At 48.3% G+C, this 18021-nt stretch carries 16 protein-coding genes; 6 read left to right on the top strand and 10 right to left on the bottom strand.

Features of this window, described 5'->3' with window-relative positions; all coding sequences use genetic code 11:
- Positions 1-560: 560 nt before the first annotated feature.
- Positions 561-1112, bottom strand: coding sequence for a D-glycero-beta-D-manno-heptose 1,7-bisphosphate 7-phosphatase (gmhB, locus tag GCE9029_RS23975; RefSeq protein WP_062667659.1), 552 nt, complete (start codon positions 1110-1112; stop codon positions 561-563).
- 128 nt (positions 1113-1240) lie between these two features.
- Between gmhB and tsaA the strand changes: the two genes are divergently transcribed.
- Together tsaA and GCE9029_RS23965 are read left to right on the top strand one after the other, a co-directional pair.
- Complete coding sequence (gene tsaA / locus GCE9029_RS23970; RefSeq protein ID WP_062667654.1) at positions 1241-1945, top strand: tRNA (N6-threonylcarbamoyladenosine(37)-N6)-methyltransferase TrmO; 705 nt, start codon at positions 1241-1243, stop codon at positions 1943-1945.
- Positions 1946-2011: 66 nt separating this feature from the next.
- Positions 2012-3727, top strand: coding sequence for a proline--tRNA ligase (locus tag GCE9029_RS23965; protein WP_062667641.1), 1716 nt, complete (start codon positions 2012-2014; stop codon positions 3725-3727).
- A 45-nt stretch (positions 3728-3772) separates the two neighbouring features.
- Here GCE9029_RS23965 and GCE9029_RS23960 read toward each other — a convergent pair whose 3' ends face one another.
- On the bottom strand, positions 3773-4705 hold the full coding sequence (locus tag GCE9029_RS23960) for a GGDEF domain-containing response regulator (RefSeq protein WP_062667639.1): 933 nt from the start codon (positions 4703-4705) through the stop codon (positions 3773-3775).
- A 201-nt stretch (positions 4706-4906) separates the two neighbouring features.
- On the opposite strand from GCE9029_RS23960, the gene GCE9029_RS23955 reads away from it, so the two are divergent.
- From GCE9029_RS23955 to GCE9029_RS23940, 4 genes are all read left to right on the top strand, one after another.
- Positions 4907-6058, top strand: a complete 1152-nt coding sequence (locus GCE9029_RS23955; RefSeq protein ID WP_062667637.1) for a patatin-like phospholipase family protein — start codon at positions 4907-4909, stop codon at positions 6056-6058.
- 108 nt (positions 6059-6166) lie between these two features.
- Positions 6167-7021, top strand: a complete 855-nt coding sequence (locus tag GCE9029_RS23950; protein WP_062667635.1) for a GGDEF domain-containing protein — start codon at positions 6167-6169, stop codon at positions 7019-7021.
- 81 nt (positions 7022-7102) lie between these two features.
- Positions 7103-7309, top strand: coding sequence for a YaeP family protein (locus GCE9029_RS23945; RefSeq protein ID WP_062667633.1), 207 nt, complete (start codon positions 7103-7105; stop codon positions 7307-7309).
- Entirely contained in the window at positions 7309-7497 is a 189-nt protein-coding gene (locus GCE9029_RS23940; RefSeq protein WP_062667631.1) for a DUF4250 domain-containing protein, read from the top strand. The genes GCE9029_RS23945 and GCE9029_RS23940 overlap by 1 nt, the downstream gene beginning before the upstream one ends.
- A 70-nt stretch (positions 7498-7567) precedes the next feature.
- Here GCE9029_RS23940 and GCE9029_RS23935 read toward each other — a convergent pair whose 3' ends face one another.
- The 8 genes from GCE9029_RS23935 to lpxA form a co-directional block, all read right to left on the bottom strand.
- Positions 7568-8917, bottom strand: coding sequence for a sodium-dependent transporter (locus GCE9029_RS23935; RefSeq protein ID WP_062667629.1), 1350 nt, complete (start codon positions 8915-8917; stop codon positions 7568-7570).
- 211 nt (positions 8918-9128) lie between these two features.
- Positions 9129-9440: a c-type cytochrome gene (locus tag GCE9029_RS23930; protein ID WP_062667627.1), complete on the bottom strand. Its 312-nt coding sequence runs from the start codon at positions 9438-9440 to the stop codon at positions 9129-9131.
- A 56-nt stretch (positions 9441-9496) separates the two neighbouring features.
- Entirely contained in the window at positions 9497-10828 is a 1332-nt protein-coding gene (tilS, locus tag GCE9029_RS23925; protein ID WP_062667625.1) for a tRNA lysidine(34) synthetase TilS, read from the bottom strand.
- Positions 10829-10918: 90 nt separating this feature from the next.
- Positions 10919-11881 carry an acetyl-CoA carboxylase carboxyl transferase subunit alpha gene (accA, locus tag GCE9029_RS23920; RefSeq protein WP_062667623.1) on the bottom strand — a complete coding sequence of 321 codons (963 nt, stop codon included), beginning with the start codon at positions 11879-11881 and terminating at the stop codon, positions 10919-10921.
- A 60-nt stretch (positions 11882-11941) separates the two neighbouring features.
- Positions 11942-15421, bottom strand: coding sequence for a DNA polymerase III subunit alpha (gene dnaE, locus GCE9029_RS23915; protein ID WP_062667621.1), 3480 nt, complete (start codon positions 15419-15421; stop codon positions 11942-11944).
- Positions 15422-15485: 64 nt separating this feature from the next.
- Positions 15486-16088, bottom strand: coding sequence for a ribonuclease HII (rnhB, locus tag GCE9029_RS23910; protein WP_062667618.1), 603 nt, complete (start codon positions 16086-16088; stop codon positions 15486-15488).
- A gap of 3 nt (positions 16089-16091) precedes the next feature.
- A complete protein-coding gene (lpxB, locus tag GCE9029_RS23905) occupies positions 16092-17231 on the bottom strand; it encodes a lipid-A-disaccharide synthase (RefSeq protein WP_062667615.1) in 1140 nt (379 codons plus the stop codon).
- Positions 17231-18019, bottom strand: a complete 789-nt coding sequence (gene lpxA, locus GCE9029_RS23900; RefSeq protein WP_062667613.1) for an acyl-ACP--UDP-N-acetylglucosamine O-acyltransferase — start codon at positions 18017-18019, stop codon at positions 17231-17233. Before lpxA ends, lpxB begins: the two co-directional genes overlap by 1 nt.
- Between the last annotated feature and the right edge of the window lie 2 nt (positions 18020-18021).

The following is an 18021-nucleotide window of genomic DNA, read 5'->3' as shown; positions in this document are numbered from 1 at the left end:
AATCCCCCGAAGGTTCAATGTTGTCGCTGCCGCTCGACTTGCATGTGTTAGGCCTGCCGCCAGCGTTCAATCTGAGCCATGATCAAACTCTTCAATTAAAGTTTTTGGCTCGATGAAATACTGTTGTGTTCTAACCCCTCTCTACAGAGTAAAGAAAGAGCAGAACGAATTGACTGTGCCGATATAACCGAAGTTATGTCGTTTGGTCACTCAGTAAACATCGATAAATCTTTTGTCTATCAAACACGAGTGCCCACACAGATTGCATAGGTCAAATTGTTAAAGAACTTGCTCAGCCTTGCTGAGCGGAGTGAGATTTAAACTCAACTCTTTTTTCGAGTCAAGCACTTTTGCTTTCCTCGTGTTAGCTGCGAACTTTGCCGTGCCAACGAGGAGCGCATTATAGGGAGAGATTTTTTGTTGGCAATACCTTTCTTATGAAAAAGTGGCTTTTTTTCTAAAAAACCGCTCAAGCGCTCAAAAGGCAACCAAAGAGACAAAAAAGCAGCCAATTTTGGCTGCTTTTTCTGTGTGGATTAGTCGGATTTTAATTTCGGATATCACTTTTTCAGGTATTGAGGCACATCAGCAATGCTATCAAGTACCGCTGTTGCCAGTTTTTCACCTTCCTCCGAGACTACCTTTCCAGTGCGAACCAGAATTTTAGTTGAAATACCTGCAGCTTCAGCAGCACGCATGTCGTCGGCCTTGTCTCCAATCATCACAGAATTTTCCATATCGATTTTGAGGAAATCCCGCGCAGAGAAAAACATACCTGGTTTAGGTTTACGGCAATCACAGTCTTGCTTGTATTTGTCATTGCCGTGTTCAGGGTGATGCGGGCAGTAGTAGATACCGTCAAAGTCCACGCCTTTATCAGCGAAGTTCCAATCCATCCATTCCGTCAGGTTGAGAAATTCATCTTCCGTATAGTAGCCACGGGCAATACCAGACTGATTCGTCACCAGCACAAGGAGATAGCCCATTTCTTTCAATGCACGGCAAGCATCGAAAACGCCATCTATATAATCAAAGTCATCTGTTGTACTGACATAACCATGATCAACGTTGATCACACCATCTCTATCGACAAAAACCGCTGGTCTAGCCAAAGCGCTACCCTCTATACATTATTACGCTGCGATTATGACACGCATTGCCAACGCAAGCATCCACGATTGTTAGGCCACCTTGACGAGTATGGTAAAGTTCCTCTGATAGCCTAATGAGTAAAACCAGTATGAAATATTCCCTGACGCCTGTCGGTCATATTGAATCCCCTTATAAAGAGAAATTCGCCGTCCCCCGTCAACCAGGACTTGCGCCAAGTGCTTTGGCATCTGTCGTTTTAGAAGGCGAAGCATGCAATGAAGACACAGTGCGTGGTATTGAGCAATTCTCGCACCTTTGGATTCTTTTCTTGTTTGACCAAAACCTCGAACAAGGGTGGACGCCAACAGTCCGTCCACCACGCCTTGGTGGTAATGAGCGTATTGGCGTATTTGCCAGCCGCGCAACCTTCAGGCCGAACAGTATCGGAATGTCGGTCGTGCCTTTGAAAGGGGTACGTAAAGAAGGTGCCAAAATAATCATTGATATTGGGAGTTGCGATCTTGTTGATGGTACGCCAGTCATCGACATTAAGCCTTATATTCCTTACTCGGATTCAATAGAAGATGCTTCAGGTGGATATGCTTCAGAAGCACCTCAAACACTCGATGTCCAGTTTGACACTCAACCTTTAGCCTTCTTAGCCAAAGATAAAGAAGGTAAAAATAAGCAACAGGTGATTAGTGAAGTACTCGCACAAGATCCACGCCCAGCCTATAAAAAGGGAAAAGCTGATACCAAGGAATATGCCGTTCACCTCTTTGACCTAAATGTGAAGTTTACCGTCGCTGAACCTGTAATCACGGTGACAACAATAGAAGCCTTTGGCGAATAGGGTTCTCGCTGTTAATATGACGCCCTTATACCCTCCATACTGTAATTAGATAAACGGATAGCTTAGATGCGTACCAGTAAATACCTTCTTTCTACTTTGAAGGAAACGCCAAACGACGCAGAAGTGATCAGCCACCAGCTGATGCTGCGTGCCGGTATGATCCGCAAACTGGCTTCAGGTCTATACACCTGGCTGCCAACCGGTTTGCGCGTACTGCAAAAGGTTGAAAACATCGTTCGTCAGGAAATCAACAACGCAGGTGCGATTGAAACTCTGATGCCCGTAGTTCAACCGTTTGAGCTATGGGAAGAGACAGGCCGCTCTGAAAAGATGGGTCCTGAACTGCTTCGCTTCACTGACCGCCACGAGCGTCCGTTTGTTCTGAGCCCGACGGCAGAAGAAGTGATCACTTCTCTTGTTCGTAATGAAGTGAACTCATACAAGCAACTGCCTTTGAATCTGTATCAGATCCAGACCAAGTTCCGTGATGAAGTGCGTCCACGCTTCGGTGTGATGCGTGCGCGCGAATTCTCGATGATGGACGCGTACAGCTTCGACATCGACAAAGAAGGCTTGCAGAAATCATATGAAGCAATGCACGTTGCTTACTGTGCGGCATTTGATCGTATGGGTCTGGATTACCGTCCAGTTCTGGCTGACACCGGTGCTATCGGTGGTTCTGCTTCTCACGAATTCCACGTTCTGGCAAACAGCGGTGAAGATACCATCGCATTCTCTACTGAGTCTGATTACGCTGCAAACGTTGAAATGGCAGAAGCCGTTGCACCTGCAGGTGAGCGCGCTGCACCAACTCAGGAAATGACGCTGGTAGATACACCTGATGCGAAAACCATCGCTCAGCTTGTGGAGCAGTTTGACCTGCCAATCGAGAAAACCGTTAAAACACTGTTTGTGAGAGCGTCTGACGCTGTTGATGCTGATCTGGTTGCGCTGCTGGTTCGTGGCGACCACGAACTGAACGAAATCAAAGCTGAGAAGCTTCCACAAGTTGAGATGCCGCTGCAATTCGCGACCGAAGAAGAAATTCGTGCGATTGTAAATGCAGGCCCTGGCTCACTGGGTCCAGTTAACCTGACCGTTCCTTTCATTGTTGACCGCAGTGTTGCAGCAATGAGTGATTTCGGCGCAGGCGCGAACATCGACGACAAACACTACTTCGGTATTAACTGGGGTCGTGACGTTGAGCTGGGTGAAGTGGCTGATATCCGTAACGTGGTTGAAGGTGACCCAAGCCCATGTGGTCAAGGCACTATCCTTCTGAAGCGTGGCATCGAAGTGGGTCACATCTTCCAGTTAGGTACTAACTACTCTGAGAAGATGAACTGTGGCGTACTGGGTGCTGACGGTAAGAACACCATTTTGGAAATGGGTTGTTACGGCATCGGCGTATCACGTGTTGTGGCGGCGGCTATTGAGCAGAACCACGACGAAAACGGCATCATCTGGCCAGATGCGATTGCACCGTTTACCGTTGCTATTGTTCCAATGAACATGCACAAATCTGAGCGCGTTAAAGAAGCAGCAGAAAAACTGTACGCTGATCTGACCGCAGCGGGCATTGAAGTGCTGTTCGATGATCGTAAAGAACGTCCAGGTGTTATGTTCTCTGATATGGAGCTAACGGGTGTGCCACACACTATCATTATCGGTGAGCGCAGCATGGACAACGGTGTGTTTGAATACAAACACCGTCGTGACGGCGAGAAAGTGCCAGTTGAAATGGAAAACATGGTTGAGTTCGTTAAAGCGAAACTGGCCTAATTCCGATAGCTGAATTGAAAAACGCCTCTTTTGGGAGGCGTTTTTTTATACGCAATTATCAAAGAAAGTAACGAGGTTTCGTCCTTTTTCTTTTGACTGATAGAGAGCCTGATCAGCATGACTGAAGTAATCTTCAACCCGCTCCACCCTCTCATCAGGAATGACAAAAGTAGCACCGAAGCTCATAGTCACAGGGATCACCCTCCCTTCAAACTCAAAGCGAAACCGTTCTATTTCCACTCGAATCCTTTCCAGCACCTTGTGGGCTCGCCCAGCGTCCTTCACACTAAACAGCAGTAAAAACTCTTCACCACCAATACGCCCAATCCTGTCATAAGGCCTAAGCTGTTGGCTGAGCAGTTCACCTAACTGGCGTAAAATTGCATCCCCCGCGGGATGACCGTATTTATCATTAATGCGTTTAAACCAGTCGATATCACACACAGAAAAACACAATCGACTTTCTGTTCTGACGGCACGAGAAAAATCCTCATGAAGCCTTTCAAACAAAGCACGTCGATTAAGTAATCCTGTCAATTCGTCATAACTTGCCAAATGATCGAGACGAGTCATGGCATCAACGAGTCTTGCCTGAAGTTCAAGCGTTCTTCGACCAACCTCCATCCTTGCTCTTAACACCTGAGTATTAAAAGGCTTAGTGACAAAATCGTTCGCTCCTTGATTCAACCCCTCAGCGATATGCTCTGCGCTGTCCCTTGCCGTACAAATAATGATGTAAGGAGGGTTTGCCATGTCTATCTGACGAATTTTCTGGCAAAGCTCGATACCGCTATAGCCTGGCATTTCCCAGTCAAGGATCAACAAAGAGGGAGGTTCAGGCTGCATCACCTGCTCCAGAGCCTCCAGACCATCATGGGCGACTACTGCTTCGATTCCCCATTTTTGTAGCAAAACTTCCACCAATTTGGCCGAAGCTTTGTCATCGTCAGCGATCAAAGCGCGTACTGAAAATGCCATCTCATACTCTTTATGAATGCTATTGAATAGAAATATACCATCCGTCGTTCTCTTACTATGAGGCAATGACAAAGTCGTCAGTGTCTTTTAGCTATAGATCACAATCAGTCAGCAACATTAGGAAATTCAAATGCATCTTCCTCTCAGAAGGATCGCTTCTGGTTCATACTGAAGATAAGCAAAATCAGGCAGGTACAAGTTATGTCGTCTACCGCGCGTTCCGCAATTCCTCGCAAAAACATCGCCCTGTTGTTAACAGGCGGTGGCGCGCGCGCGGCGTATCAAATTGGTGTGCTGAAAGCGATCGCAGAATGGTACCCACGAGTGCATCACAGTCCATTTACCATTTACTGCGGCACCTCGGCTGGTGCGCTCAATGCCACTTCCCTTGCCTGCCATACGTCATGTTTTCGACTCGGTGTCAAAAAACTGTCTTGGCTTTGGACAAACCTTACAACCAAAGATGTGTTTAGCAGCTCATTCTCAGGTATGTTCCAGCATATAGGGCGTCAGGGTTTTGCCCGCATGCAAGCCCAGTATCATTGCGCGCCTCCTTTCGGCCTTCTCGACAATAGGCCGCTGCGCGCCTTACTGAATAACGTCCTTAATTTCAGCAAGATAGAACATCAAATCCTCGCCGGAAATTTACGGGGGTTGGCCATCACCGCATCGAATTATCAAACCAGTAAGTCCGTCACTTTCTATCAGGGGCAATCTTGTATTGAGCCTTGGACACGATCACGGGCGATAGGGGTTCCTTGCCAGATTACCACGGAACACTTACTGGCCTCCTCTGCCATTCCCATCGTTTTTCCTGCGTCCCAGATCGGGCATAACTATTATGGTGATGGCTCTGTCCACCAAATTGCCCCACTCCGTCCAGCGTTGAAAATGGGAGCAGAACGGGTACTTATTATTGACTTAAACCCCAAGCAGATGCCAAAAAATCATGGACTTGCACATGCTCCCGGCCTAGCAACTCTTGGAGGTCATTTAATGGATGCTATCTTTGCAGATACGCTTTCTGCCGACCTAGAGCATCTGGATAGAATGAATGCCTTGGTAGGAAACATGGCAAAGACCAAAGCAGAAAAATTGGCGCTGCGGCAAGTCGATGCCTTTCACCTTTCCCCTTCAGAGCCCTTTGAACCCCTTGTTGAACGCTACTATTGTCATATGCCTATGGCAGTAAGAGGTCTGATGAGAATTCTGGGTATCAGTCCTGTTGAAGATGCGGCAATCACCAGCTATCTGCTGTTTGAGCCGAAATATATCAACCACTTAATTGACATGGGGTACCAAGACGCTCAGAATCGTCGGTCCGATTTAGCAGCCTTTCTCTCTGATGAGTAATCCCTGCTCTCTGGATGAAGCACATTAGCTCAGTAGAACTGGAACGCTTTTTGCTTTTGTTGATTAAAGCATAAACAGTGATAGTTTTTGGTTTCTGAGGCAATTTCGATGAGTACGCAACTGGAACAAGTAAAAAAAGCGGCGATTCAATCTCGTCGTGTTCCTCTGGGTGCGGATCAGCGTCTGATGGTGCTGCAGAAACTTCAAGGAAGATTGGATATCGATCCTCTGTTTGAAGTTTTTACCAGAGAGTTAGAAAAGCAAATCGACATCACCCGACTGATCTGGGAGCACGAAGAGATTTCCCATATCGTTCGTCGTGGCGGTGCTTCAGAGTACCGACAAACCTTTTCCCTCAAGTTCGCGAACACCTCGCTAGGCATGCTGCAATACAGTACTCCTTATAAACTTGATGATGACGAAATTGCCCTTATCCATACCTATCATCGCCTGCTCGCAGGTCCTTTGAGCAATGCCATTGAATACAATCGTGTTCGTAACCTTGCGCTCCTCGATAGCCTAACTGGATTGAACAACCGAACCAGCTTCGAGCAAGACATGCGTCAGTCCATCGCAATGACTGAACGTAATGATCATGGCTTAATTTTGATGATTTTTGACATGGATAATTTCAAACAGGTCAATGACACTTATGGGCACCTTGATGGTGACAAAGTATTGCGCCGTTTCTCTTTGCTATTAAAAGAGGCTATCCGAGCTTCTGACCGTTGCTACCGTCTGGGTGGGGACGAATTTGCTGTTATTCTGACACCGGCTACACGAGAGTCAGCACAGCTAGTGAACGAACGACTCAAGTCACTGATAGCTAAAGATCCACTCCTGACCGCACATAATATCTCCAGCTCTGTCGGCTGTTCAGCCTATCGCCAGGGTGACAATAATGTCTCCATGTTTGAGCGCGCAGACCGAGGTATGTACCGCAACAAACATAAACGCCGGTAACCCTTTAGATAACTGACCTCAAGGCTCCATTGCGGAGCCTTTTTACGTTATATTGGCTTCAGTTTTATTCAAGGAGTGGCTATGAGAGTCTACGATTGTTGCGATTTGATCCGTCAACGTTATTCAGAAATTGGCAGCGGCGAACAAGGTTATATTCCGCAGGCAATTGCTTGTGCTGTTCGTGCATTGAATGCAGTAGCATCTGACGAAACGGTTGCGCAAGAGCTACGCGAGCAAGCTGCCTTTGCAGCAGCAAACCTTCTGATCAGCGATCACGAGGACGCGTAATGGATCTAAAGAACTTTGACACCATGGATACCATCATGCTGATGAGTATCGTGAACATGAAGTTGCGGGACGATTTTTCTTCGCTGGAAGAGTTGGTGAAGTACTTTGATATTGATGCCGAAGCCCTGAAAGCAAAACTTGCCACTGCAGGTTTCGAGTACATGACTGAACAAAACCAGTTCCGCTAACAGCATCAACATCCAATAAAAACGGAAGCGCTACGGCTTCCGTTTTTGGTTTCTGTTTACTTGAAAAGGTTTAAACCAGCGACATCCAAATCACTGCAATAACCAGAACCGGACAAACAAATTTCACATACAGAGGCCAGACTTTCCAGAACAAGCCTTGTTCGATATCTTCGTAGCCTTGTCGAAGTTCTTCCAATTTCTGCGTACGTTTCCATACCCAACCACCATATAAACAGAAAAGAAGCGCAGCAATTGGCTGGAAATATTGTGTTGCGATAGTGGCAACCAGACCAAACAACTCACCAAAGTTAAACACAATCACCGCACTGAGAGCAGCAATCACGCCACCCAACAACCAGCTTGCAAAAGAACGTTTGGTACCAAGGCGTTCACTCACCAGCGCAACTGGACATTCAAGCATAGAGATAGACGATGTCAGCGCGGCAATCGTCATTAGCAGGAAAAACACCAGCGCAACAACAGTTCCAACTGAACCAAGGCCTTGAAACAGCATAGGCAGTACATCGAAGACCAGAGTAGAAGAGCTCAACAGCGCACCGTTAGCATCATAAATTTCAACGCCCTGACGCATAGCAGCAAACATGGCAGGCAGGATCACCAGACCAGCAATCACCGCCACAGCGGTATCCACCAGCGTGACATTCAGCGCCATTTTGGGCAGGTTCTCTTTGCGACTAAGGTACGAACCGTAAATCAACATGGAACAGCCGCCAATGGTCAGAGAGAAGAAGCCTTGCCCCATCGCGGCCAGAATCAGATCGCTATCCATCACTTTGGAAAAGTCAGGGATGAGGTAGTGTGCTAGACCATCAGTGGCTCCCGGCAATGTCATCACGTAAATGAAAAGCACAGCGAACAGAATGAAGAGTGCTGGCATCAGGCGCGTCGACCATTTCTCGATACCTTCTTTCACACCCGCCTGAACTATCAAGATAGTCAGCAGATAGAAAAGACCCGCGCCCAACAGATTTCGTTCAACCGAGAAACCCTTCAACCAGATTGCAGCGTCATGAAGCCCAATAAGCTCCGCACCTGCGGCAAGCAAGTAAGAAATTAGCCATCCACCAACGATGCTATAAAAAGCCAGTACCAGACAAGGCACCATCAGGCCGATAAGACCTACACCACCCCCAAACGTTTTTGATAACGGAGATCGTCCCAGTTTTCTCATGCTGTCGATGGGGTTTGCCTGACCATGACGGCCAATCGCCATTTCAACCACCAGCATAGGGTAGGCAACGATGAGGATCATCAAAAGGTAGACTAAAAGAAAGGCGCCACCACCGTTACTTGCTGCTTGTGTTGGGAATCCCCAGATATTACCCAGCCCCACTGCAGCACCGGCTGCTGCTAAAACGAAACCGAGTCTGGAACTAAAATGTTCGCGTCCAGCTGCCATTGTTTTTACCTCTCACGGCGTATCAGTGAGCTAGTACAATAGTAAAACCTAAAATTATCTTCAATAGCAGCAAGTTTGATCGAGCAAAAAACACTCAGGCAAAATAAAATATTGCGATCTGTCGTTAAGCAATTATCTTCCTCAACTAACTGTCAGACATAAAAAAGCCACGGCGTAGTCCGTGGCTTTCAATCTGTATTTGTCGGGGTGACTATTTCATCTGTGCAAAGTATGCAGCCAGATTTGCCATGTCAGCGTCACTCAGCATGTCTGCCTGAGGCTTCATGATCATCGCTTGCGCGCCAGTGCGTTCGCCGTTTTTGTAAGCTTTCAATGCTGAAACCAGATACTGCTCATTTTGGCCAGCAAGATTAGGGTAGCCTGGGATCACGGCAATGCCGTTGGCACCATGGCAAGCTGCACAGATTGCCGCTTTGGCTTTACCGGCTTCTGTATCTCCTGCAGCAAATGAAGGCGCAGCCATCATCATGGCTGCCAGACCTAAAGGTAAGAGTTGTTTCATCGCTTCCTCGCTTTATTGTTTTCCAGTTTTGTTAAATTGTTGCACGTAAAAGGTATTCACGCATTCAATGCTTGGGATTTGTGCCAGACAAGCTCACACTCATCCCCCACATAATCATTACAAACAAACAAATCTCCAACAGCAGCTACGGTGTCGCCATAAAGCAAAATCGGCGTTCTGCGGCGAAGCCAACTCGGGACTCCATACTCCTGAAACAGTTTTTTTAACTTTCTTTTACCTTGGCGGCCAACCGGGTGCGCAAACAACCTCTCCGGGTCAAAAATCACCCTTAGTGGCTCGTCTGTTCTCGGTGTTCGAAGCTTGAGCCCAGGAGCACCATTTTTGGCCTTCGTCAGTGCCAATACCCCTAAGTTATCCGGCAGTTGAACCGTCCTATCGACAGCCAACAATGAATCCCAATCGGAGATATCTTGATAATGCACTACAAACCAGAGTTTATTTTGATACCTGCGTACTTCTCCTTGAGATAGTCTCAAAGCCGGGTTGGCATCTTGCGCTGCATTTATGACCGATGAAAAAACCTCTCCCAACTGAGCTTGAGAAAGAGAGACCTTTCCCACGCACTTTAGCCAGCGTCTTACTAGCGCTCTCTGTAACACCATCGAGTACGAACTCACTTTGTCTATGCTAAAACTGGCATCTTCCCCTATCACTTCAGCATCGTAAGAAATAAGTAATTCATCAAGAAGGAGCTCCTGCTCAGCACAGTGATTGGCAGTACGGTTGATCGCTTTTGTTAACCCCGGCCAACGTTTGTTGGCAACTGGCAGCCATTCTTGCCTGATAAAATTACGGTCAAAGCGGTTATCCAGATTGCTTTCATCTTCAACCCAAGTCAGTCCCTGCGATTCAGCATATTCCCCAATTGTCTTTCTGTGTGCCTCAAGAAGAGGACGACATAACTCTGCATGCCCCATCGTTCGTGTTTCAGGCATAGCAGCCAAACCCGCGGGACCACTGCCACGCTTGAGTGCCAGTAAAAAAGTTTCTGCCTGATCATCGGCATGCTGCCCGGTCAACACCAGAGCATTGTCGTCAACTGATTTCAAAATAGCTTGATAGCGCGCATCCCTAGCGGCTTTTTCGAGGCTCTCCCCCTTGTGGGTGAGTGATACCCGAATACCCTTGAATGCGAAATCTGCTTCTTCAGCCCAACGCTCACATTGAGCCAACCAGGTATCGGCATTAGGACTTAAGCCATGGTGAACATGAATAACCAGATATTGATGTTGAGAATGAATATCCCGATAAGTTGCAAGCAAATCAAGCATCACACGCGAATCCATACCTCCACTGAAAGCCAACACAATTTGACGTGGGGCAGGCGTGTATTTATCAAGGACACTTTCAAACAGAGAGAACAGCATAGACACTTCGAGAATGACGAATTTTTCGAATCATAGCATCAGATACGAAAAAAGGGCCATTTGGCCCTTTCTAAATCAAACGGTTTGCGCTTAACAGTAACCGTAGCTCAGCAGACGCTGGTAACGGCGCTCACGAAGGTTATCAGAGTCCAGTTGCGCGAGCTCTTCAAGTTGACCCACCAACAGCGCTTTGACGTTTGCAGCAGTTTGCGCGAAATCACGGTGCGCACCGCCCATTGGCTCTTCGATGATGTTGTCGATAAGACCCAGCTCTTTAAGGCGAGGGGCTGTCATACCCATTGCTTCGGCGGCTTGTGGCGCTTTGTCTGAATCACGCCACAGGATTGACGCACAGCCTTCTGGCGAAATCACCGAATAAGTAGAGTATTGAAGCATGTTCACATAGTCGCCCACACCAATCGCCAGTGCACCACCAGAACCACCTTCGCCAACCACGTTAACGATAACTGGCACAGTCAGACCTGCCATTTCTTTCAGGTTACGTGCAATCGCTTCTGACTGGCCGCGCTCTTCAGCACCAACGCCAGGATATGCTCCTGCCGTATCAATGAAGGTAATGATTGGCATTTTGAAACGCTCAGCCATCTTCATCAGACGCAGTGCTTTACGGTAACCTTCTGGTTTTGGCATACCGAAGTTACGAATCACTTTCTCGCGGGTTTCACGGCCTTTCTGGTGGCCAATAATCATCACTGGACGGCCATCAATACGCGCCATACCACCAACAATTGCTTTGTCATCCGCGTATGCACGATCGCCTGCCAGCTCTTCAAATTCAGTGAAAATCAGATCCGCATAGTCCAATGTGTAAGGACGACGCGGGTGACGTGCCAGCTGTGCAACCTGCCAAGCACCCAAATCGCTGAAGATTTTCTTCGTCAATTCAGTGCTTTTGGTCTCCAATTGCTCGATTTCTTTGTCCAGGTTGACAGCCTCGGCTTCGTCGCCGCGCTTGGACACTACACGCAGGGCTTCGATTTTTGCTTCCAATTCCGCGATTGGCTGTTCAAATTCAAGGAAATTAAGACTCATAGAGAAAGAATCCTGTTAAGTAATAACATAGCCCCGCTCATTCCTGGCAGGGCCGAAGTATCAATCAAATTCCAGCTCGACCTGTTTATCGCCGAGCAGCGTTTTTAAATCATCGATCAGTTTGTCGTCTGGCGTAATACGCCACTCTGTACCTAAGACCAACTTTGCGCGAGCATCGTCACGCTGGTAGTAAAGGTTGACCGGAACCGTTCCCGCACGGTGCGGTTCCAGAATCTCACTGAATCGTTCAAAAAATTTGTTATCAATTTGCCTGTCGGTCACTGAGATAGCAAGACCACGCAGGTACTTTTCACGCGCTTGGGAGATATCAAGCACTTCTCGTGCAGACATTTTAAGGCCACCGTTGAAGTCATCAAAGCTGACCTGTCCCGATACCACCAAAATTCTGTCTTTTTCTATGAGATCCAGATACTTTTCTAGCGCATCTGAGAACAGCATCACTTCCATGCGTCCTGAACGGTCATCCAAAGTCAGGATACCGATACGGGTGCCTCGCTTGGTTGTCATCACCCGTGCGGCGATGACAAGGCCAGCCACTGTCGATACCACATCACGTTTGGTGGCATGTGCATCTTCTAAGCGCCAGGTAATGTAATGCTTCAGCTCTTTTACATAGCTATTGATCGGGTGCCCGGTGAGGTAAAGCCCTAACGTCTCGCGTTCACCTTCCAACCAGACTTTGTCTGGCCAAGGCGGGACTTTCGCATATTTGTGCTCCACTTCTTCCGGAGCATCCGTCAGTACACCGAACATATCAGTTTGACCAAAAGCTTCTGCCTGATGGTGTTGGCTTGCTGATTTCAATGCATCATCCAAAGAAGCTGTCATAGCTGCTCGGTGAGGTCCTAATCGGTCCATGGCGCCTGACTGAATCAGTTTTTCAATCACACGCTTGTTCACCTTCTTGGTGTCGATGCGAGCGCAGAAGTCGAAGAGATCGCGGAAGTAACCGCCCTCTTGACGCGCTTTGATGATGTTTTCAATTGGTGCTTCACCAACACCCTTGATTGCACCGATACCGTAAACAATTTCACCTTTTTCATTCACGTTGAAACGGTACAGACCTGCATTCACATCTGGTGGCAGCATGGTCAGTTTCATACGGCGACATTCTTCTACCAGGCCAACGATTTTGTCGGTGTTATCCATATCCGCGGTCATTACCGCTGCCATGAACTCAGCCGGATAGTGTGTTTTCAACCAAAGTGTTTGATAGGAAACCAGCGCGTAGGCTGCAGAGTGCGATTTGTTGAAGCCGTAACCCGCGAATTTCTCCACCAGGTCAAAAATCTTCATCGACAACTCACCGTCAACACCGTTGGCGATTGCGCCGCTTTCAAACGTCGCGCGCTGCTTTGCCATCTCTTCTGGCTTTTTCTTACCCATTGCACGACGGAGCATGTCTGCACCGCCAAGGGTATAGCCAGACAATACCTGAGCGATCTGCATGACCTGCTCTTGGTACAGAATGATGCCGTAGGTTGGATCCAGAATTTCTTTTAGTGACTCATGCTGCCAGGTCGCATCAGGGTAAGAGATCTCTTCGCGCCCGTGCTTACGGTCGATAAAGTTATCTACCATGCCAGATTGCAGAGGGCCGGGACGGAACAGAGCAACCAGTGCGATGATATCTTCGAAACAGTCAGGTTGAAGGCGCTTGATTAGCTCTTTCATACCCCGTGATTCGAGCTGGAATACTGCCGTGGTTTCTGAGTTCTGCAATACGCGGAATGAGGCCGTATCTTCGAGCGGAATCGACTCAATACGCACCGGCTCCAGACCACTGCGCTCCAGGCGCGGATTAATAAGCCCCAATGCCCAGTCGATGATGGTCAGGGTGCGCAGACCCAAGAAGTCAAACTTCACCAAGCCCGCAGTTTCTACGTCATTCTTATCGAACTGGGTAACCGGGAAGTGACCTTCAGCATCAGCATAAATCGGAGCAAAATCGGTGATCGTGGTTGGTGAGATAACAACACCACCCGCGTGCTTACCGGCGTTTCGTGTACAGCCTTCCAGAATACGACAGGTATCGATAAGCTCGCGGACTTCTTCATCCGCTTCGTAGATTTCACCCAGCTGCGGCTCTGCCACAAAGGCTTTTTCCAATGTCATCCCTGGATCGGGCGGCACCAATTTGGAAATACGGTCAACAAAACCATAGGGGTGACCAAGTACACGCCCCACATCACGGATTACCGCTTTGGCAGCCATGGTACCGAAGGTAATGATCTGGGATACCGCATCACGTCCATACATTTCGGCGACGTGATCAATCACCTGATCGCGTTTATCCATACAGAAGTCGACGTCAAAGTCGGGCATGGAAACACGTTCAGGGTTCAGGAATCGTTCGAACAGCAGATCGTATTCCAGTGGATCAAGGTCGGTGATTTTAAGCGCATAGGCCACCAGCGAGCCTGCACCGGAACCACGTCCCGGACCCACAGGAATCGCGTTGTCTTTCGACCACTGGATGAACTCCATAACGATGAGGAAGTAACCGGGGAAACCCATGTTGTTGATCACTTCCAGTTCGACTTCAAGACGCTCATCGTATTCTGGTCGACGCTTCAGACGCTCTTCTTCATCCGGGAACAGGAATTCCAGACGCTCTTCCAAACCTTCCCGAGACTTCATCACCAGAAATTCGGTTTCTTCCATACCTTCAGTTGGGAAGGCTGGCAGGAAGTATTCATTAAGTCGCACGGTGACATTACAGCGCTTGGCAATTTCTACCGTGTTTGCCAGCGCTTCTGGAATGTCATGGAACAGCTCACACATCTCCTCTTCTGAGCGAAGATGCTGCTGTGGGCTGTAGTTTTTCGGGCGGCGGGGATCTTCAAGCGTATAACCATCATGAATCGCGACACGAATTTCGTGGGCATCAAACAGATCTGCGGTCAGGAAACAAACCTCGTTTGTTGCCACGACAGGAAGATCTTGTTCAGCGGCAAAGTCGAGTGCGAAGTGAAGGTAAGCCTCTTCATCGGGACGACCCGTTCGCATCAGCTCAATGTAGTAGGAATCAGGAAAGTGCTCTTGGTAAAACGCGGCACATTCTGCCGCCATTGCCATGTTTCCCTTGAGCAAGGATTTACCGACATCCCCGTTCTTACCGCCAGAGAGGATAATCAGCCCTTCTTTGAGTTCAGCCAGCCACTGGTAATCTATAACCGGCTGGTGCTGAACATGACCGCGAAGGTAGGCTTTTGAAATCAGTAACGTAAGGTTTTTATAACCGACATTGTTTGCAGCGAGTACCGTAATTTGGCAAAGATCATCGCCAAAAGTGTCTGTTTGCATTTTAAAGTCAGCGCCGATTATCGGCTTCACACCCGTGCTTTGCGCCGTGTTGTAGAACTTCACCAAACCACATAGGTTAGTAAAGTCGGTCAATGCCATAGCAGGCATACCTAACTCGGCCACTTTTTTGACCAATGGCGGGACCTTGCCGAGGCCATCAACCATGGAAAAGTCACTGTGAACACGAAGGTGAATAAAGCGTGGGTCTGACATAGTACTCTTACGTTACTGATTTATTGTGTAGGTTCAGGGAGAGTTAGCTCCCTCCCTGGAAACATTATGCAATGCCGAGAGCGTTCTTAACAGGTTTAAAGCTCTTTCGGTGCTGGGGGATAGCACCATGTTCAGCAAGCGCTTCAAAATGCGCCTTGGTTGGATAACCTTTGTGCTTAGCAAAGCCATATTGGGGGTATTGCACGTCCAACTCTTCCATTTCCCGGTCTCGAACAACCTTAGCCAGAATGGAAGCTGCACTGATTTCTGCTACGCGCAAATCACCTTTCACCACCGCCTCTGCAGGGATATTCAACCCCTTTGGTACACGGTTACCATCAATCAGAACAAATTCTGGTTTGATGCTCAAACCAGCTACCGCGCGTTCCATCGCAAGCATAGTGGCCGAAAGAATATTGATATCGTCAATCTCTTCCGGTTCAGCTCGTCCCAATGACCAAGCCAATGCTTTCTCTTTAATTTCTTCGAAGAGTACAGCACGCTTTTTGTCAGTCAGTTTTTTGGAGTCGGTCAGCCCTTCAATCGGGTTGTTAGGGTCGAGAATGACGGCTGCCGTCACCACCGCGCCCACAAGAGGGCCACGGCCCACTTCATCAACACCGGCAATAAGCTCAGCGTCGGGATAAACAAAAGGTTCGAAGTCCATCGACTAACGTCCTATCAGTTTCAGTACCGCATCAGCTGACGTTTTATCAGCATCGCAGCGGATCATTTCATGAAGGCGGGTAAACTCCGCCATCAGAGCTTCATTGTCACTGTCGAGAAATCGGGAAACGTCAGCAGACAAGGTTTCTGGTGTGCAGGCTTCCTGAAGTCGTTCTGGAACCAACTCGCGGCCAGCGAGAATATTCGGCAGGGAAACAAATTCCGTCTTGAGCATGCGTTTGGCAATCCAGGCGGTGATGGCGTTAACTTCGTAACCCACAACCATAGGACGCTTCACCAACATACATTCCAGCGCAACAGTGCCAGAGGCTAGCAATACGGCATCAGAAGCGGTGATCACGTTTCGAGCCGTGTCATCCACCAGCACAAAGTCCAGTTCTAGTGCGGTTTGCTGCCATGCCTCTTCAAACTGGGCGCGGCGTTTCTCATTCACTAATGCCACCACAAAGCCTAGATCAGGATATTTTTCCTTGAGCAGTTTGCAGGTTTTGATGAAAGTCGGAGCCAACAGCTTCATTTCACCACCGCGACTCCCGGGTAAAACAGCAAGATATCGCTTGTCCTGCTCCAGTCCCAACAGTTCTTTTGCCGCTGATTTGTCGCTTACCATCGGGATATCATCTGCCATGGTGTGACCGACAAACGCACAAGGAACGTCAAACTTGTCATAAAAGGCTTTTTCGAAAGGCAGGAGTGCCAACACCAAATCGGTGGCAGCGGCGATTTTAAAGATGCGTTTCTGACGCCAAGCCCAAACACTTGGACTCACGTAGTGCACGGTTTTAATGCCGCGATCTTTAAGGTCCTTCTCAAGGCGCAAGTTGAAATCTGGCGCATCAATACCGACAAAGACATCTGGTGGGTTATCAGTGAAGTATTCGACAAGTTCACGCTTTACTTTGAGTAATCTCGATAAGCGTCCGAGCACTTCCACAATGCCCATCACCGCCAGCTCCTCCATGTCGAAAAGAGCTTCGCAACCCAGCGCCTTCATGCGAGGGCCGCCGATCCCGACAAACTCAGCATCAGGAAATTTGGCTTGGATAGCCTTGATAAAACCGGCACCTAAAATATCGCCGGAGATTTCCCCGGCGACAATTCCAATTCGAAGTGGCTTAGCCATTAGCGAATAATGCCTCGGCTTGAATTCTCGAAAAACTCAACGAAAAGCTGAAGCGCCTGTTCATCTTTCGACATTTCAACAACCTGCTTCTTCGCTTCTTCAAGTGTCTTACCTGAGCGGTACAGCTCTTTGTAAACAGCACGGATAGCTTTAATCGCACTCTTTTCAAAGCCACGACGCTTCAGGCCTTCCACATTGATACCAAACGGCGCGCAGTGGTTACCCTGAGCCATAACGTACGGAGGTACGTCCTGCACTACGATAGAACCACCACCCAGCATACAATGGCTGCCGATGGTACAGAATTGGTGAATAGCAGTCATGCCACCAACAATTGCGTAATCGCCAACAGTGACATGGCCAGCCAGTGTTGCATTGTTCGCGAAGATACAACGGTCGCCAATCACACAGTCATGTGCAACATGCGCATTGATCATGAACAGGTTGTCGTTGCCCACTTTTGTGGTGCCTTCATCCTGGATGGTCCCACGGTGCATGGTCACGCTTTCACGGATAGTATTACGATCACCAATAATCAGGGTCGTTGGCTCACCTGCATACTTAAGATCCTGACACTCTTCGCCAATAGAGGCGAATTGATAGATCTTGTTATCACAACCAATTTTGGTTGGGCCTTTGATCACAACGTGAGTTTTTACTTCGGTACCTTCACCGATTTCAACACCCTCGCCGATGAAAGAAAAAGCACCGACCTTGACGTTAGCACCAAGGATTACGCCTTCTTCCACAACAGCTGTAGGGTGGATTTGTGCGGTTTCATGAATCACGA

It is taken from the genome of Grimontia celer (assembly GCF_900055185.1).
Classification (GTDB): Bacteria; Pseudomonadota; Gammaproteobacteria; order Enterobacterales; family Vibrionaceae; genus Enterovibrio; species Enterovibrio celer.
The sequence above is the reverse complement of the archived record's forward strand: the minus strand, read 5'-3'. Positions and strand labels throughout refer to the sequence as shown.

Excerpts from the sequence above, each read along its gene's own strand:
- tsaA (WP_062667654.1), top strand. The coding sequence starts at position 1,241 with ATGAAATATTCCCTGACGCCTGTCGGTCATATTGAATCCCCTTATAAA.
- GCE9029_RS23965 (WP_062667641.1), top strand. The coding sequence starts at position 2,012 with ATGCGTACCAGTAAATACCTTCTTTCTACTTTGAAGGAAACGCCAAAC.
- GCE9029_RS23960 (WP_062667639.1), bottom strand. The coding sequence starts at position 4,705 with ATGGCATTTTCAGTACGCGCTTTGATCGCTGACGATGACAAAGCTTCG.
- GCE9029_RS23955 (WP_062667637.1), top strand. The coding sequence starts at position 4,907 with ATGTCGTCTACCGCGCGTTCCGCAATTCCTCGCAAAAACATCGCCCTG.
- GCE9029_RS23950 (WP_062667635.1), top strand. The coding sequence starts at position 6,167 with ATGAGTACGCAACTGGAACAAGTAAAAAAAGCGGCGATTCAATCTCGT.
- GCE9029_RS23945 (WP_062667633.1), top strand. The coding sequence starts at position 7,103 with ATGAGAGTCTACGATTGTTGCGATTTGATCCGTCAACGTTATTCAGAA.
- GCE9029_RS23940 (WP_062667631.1), top strand. The coding sequence starts at position 7,309 with ATGGATCTAAAGAACTTTGACACCATGGATACCATCATGCTGATGAGT.
- GCE9029_RS23935 (WP_062667629.1), bottom strand. The coding sequence starts at position 8,917 with ATGGCAGCTGGACGCGAACATTTTAGTTCCAGACTCGGTTTCGTTTTA.
- GCE9029_RS23930 (WP_062667627.1), bottom strand. The coding sequence starts at position 9,440 with ATGAAACAACTCTTACCTTTAGGTCTGGCAGCCATGATGATGGCTGCG.
- tilS (WP_062667625.1), bottom strand. The coding sequence starts at position 10,828 with ATGCTGTTCTCTCTGTTTGAAAGTGTCCTTGATAAATACACGCCTGCC.
- accA (WP_062667623.1), bottom strand. The coding sequence starts at position 11,881 with ATGAGTCTTAATTTCCTTGAATTTGAACAGCCAATCGCGGAATTGGAA.
- dnaE (WP_062667621.1), bottom strand. The coding sequence starts at position 15,421 with ATGTCAGACCCACGCTTTATTCACCTTCGTGTTCACAGTGACTTTTCC.
- rnhB (WP_062667618.1), bottom strand. The coding sequence starts at position 16,088 with ATGGACTTCGAACCTTTTGTTTATCCCGACGCTGAGCTTATTGCCGGT.
- lpxB (WP_062667615.1), bottom strand. The coding sequence starts at position 17,231 with ATGGCTAAGCCACTTCGAATTGGAATTGTCGCCGGGGAAATCTCCGGC.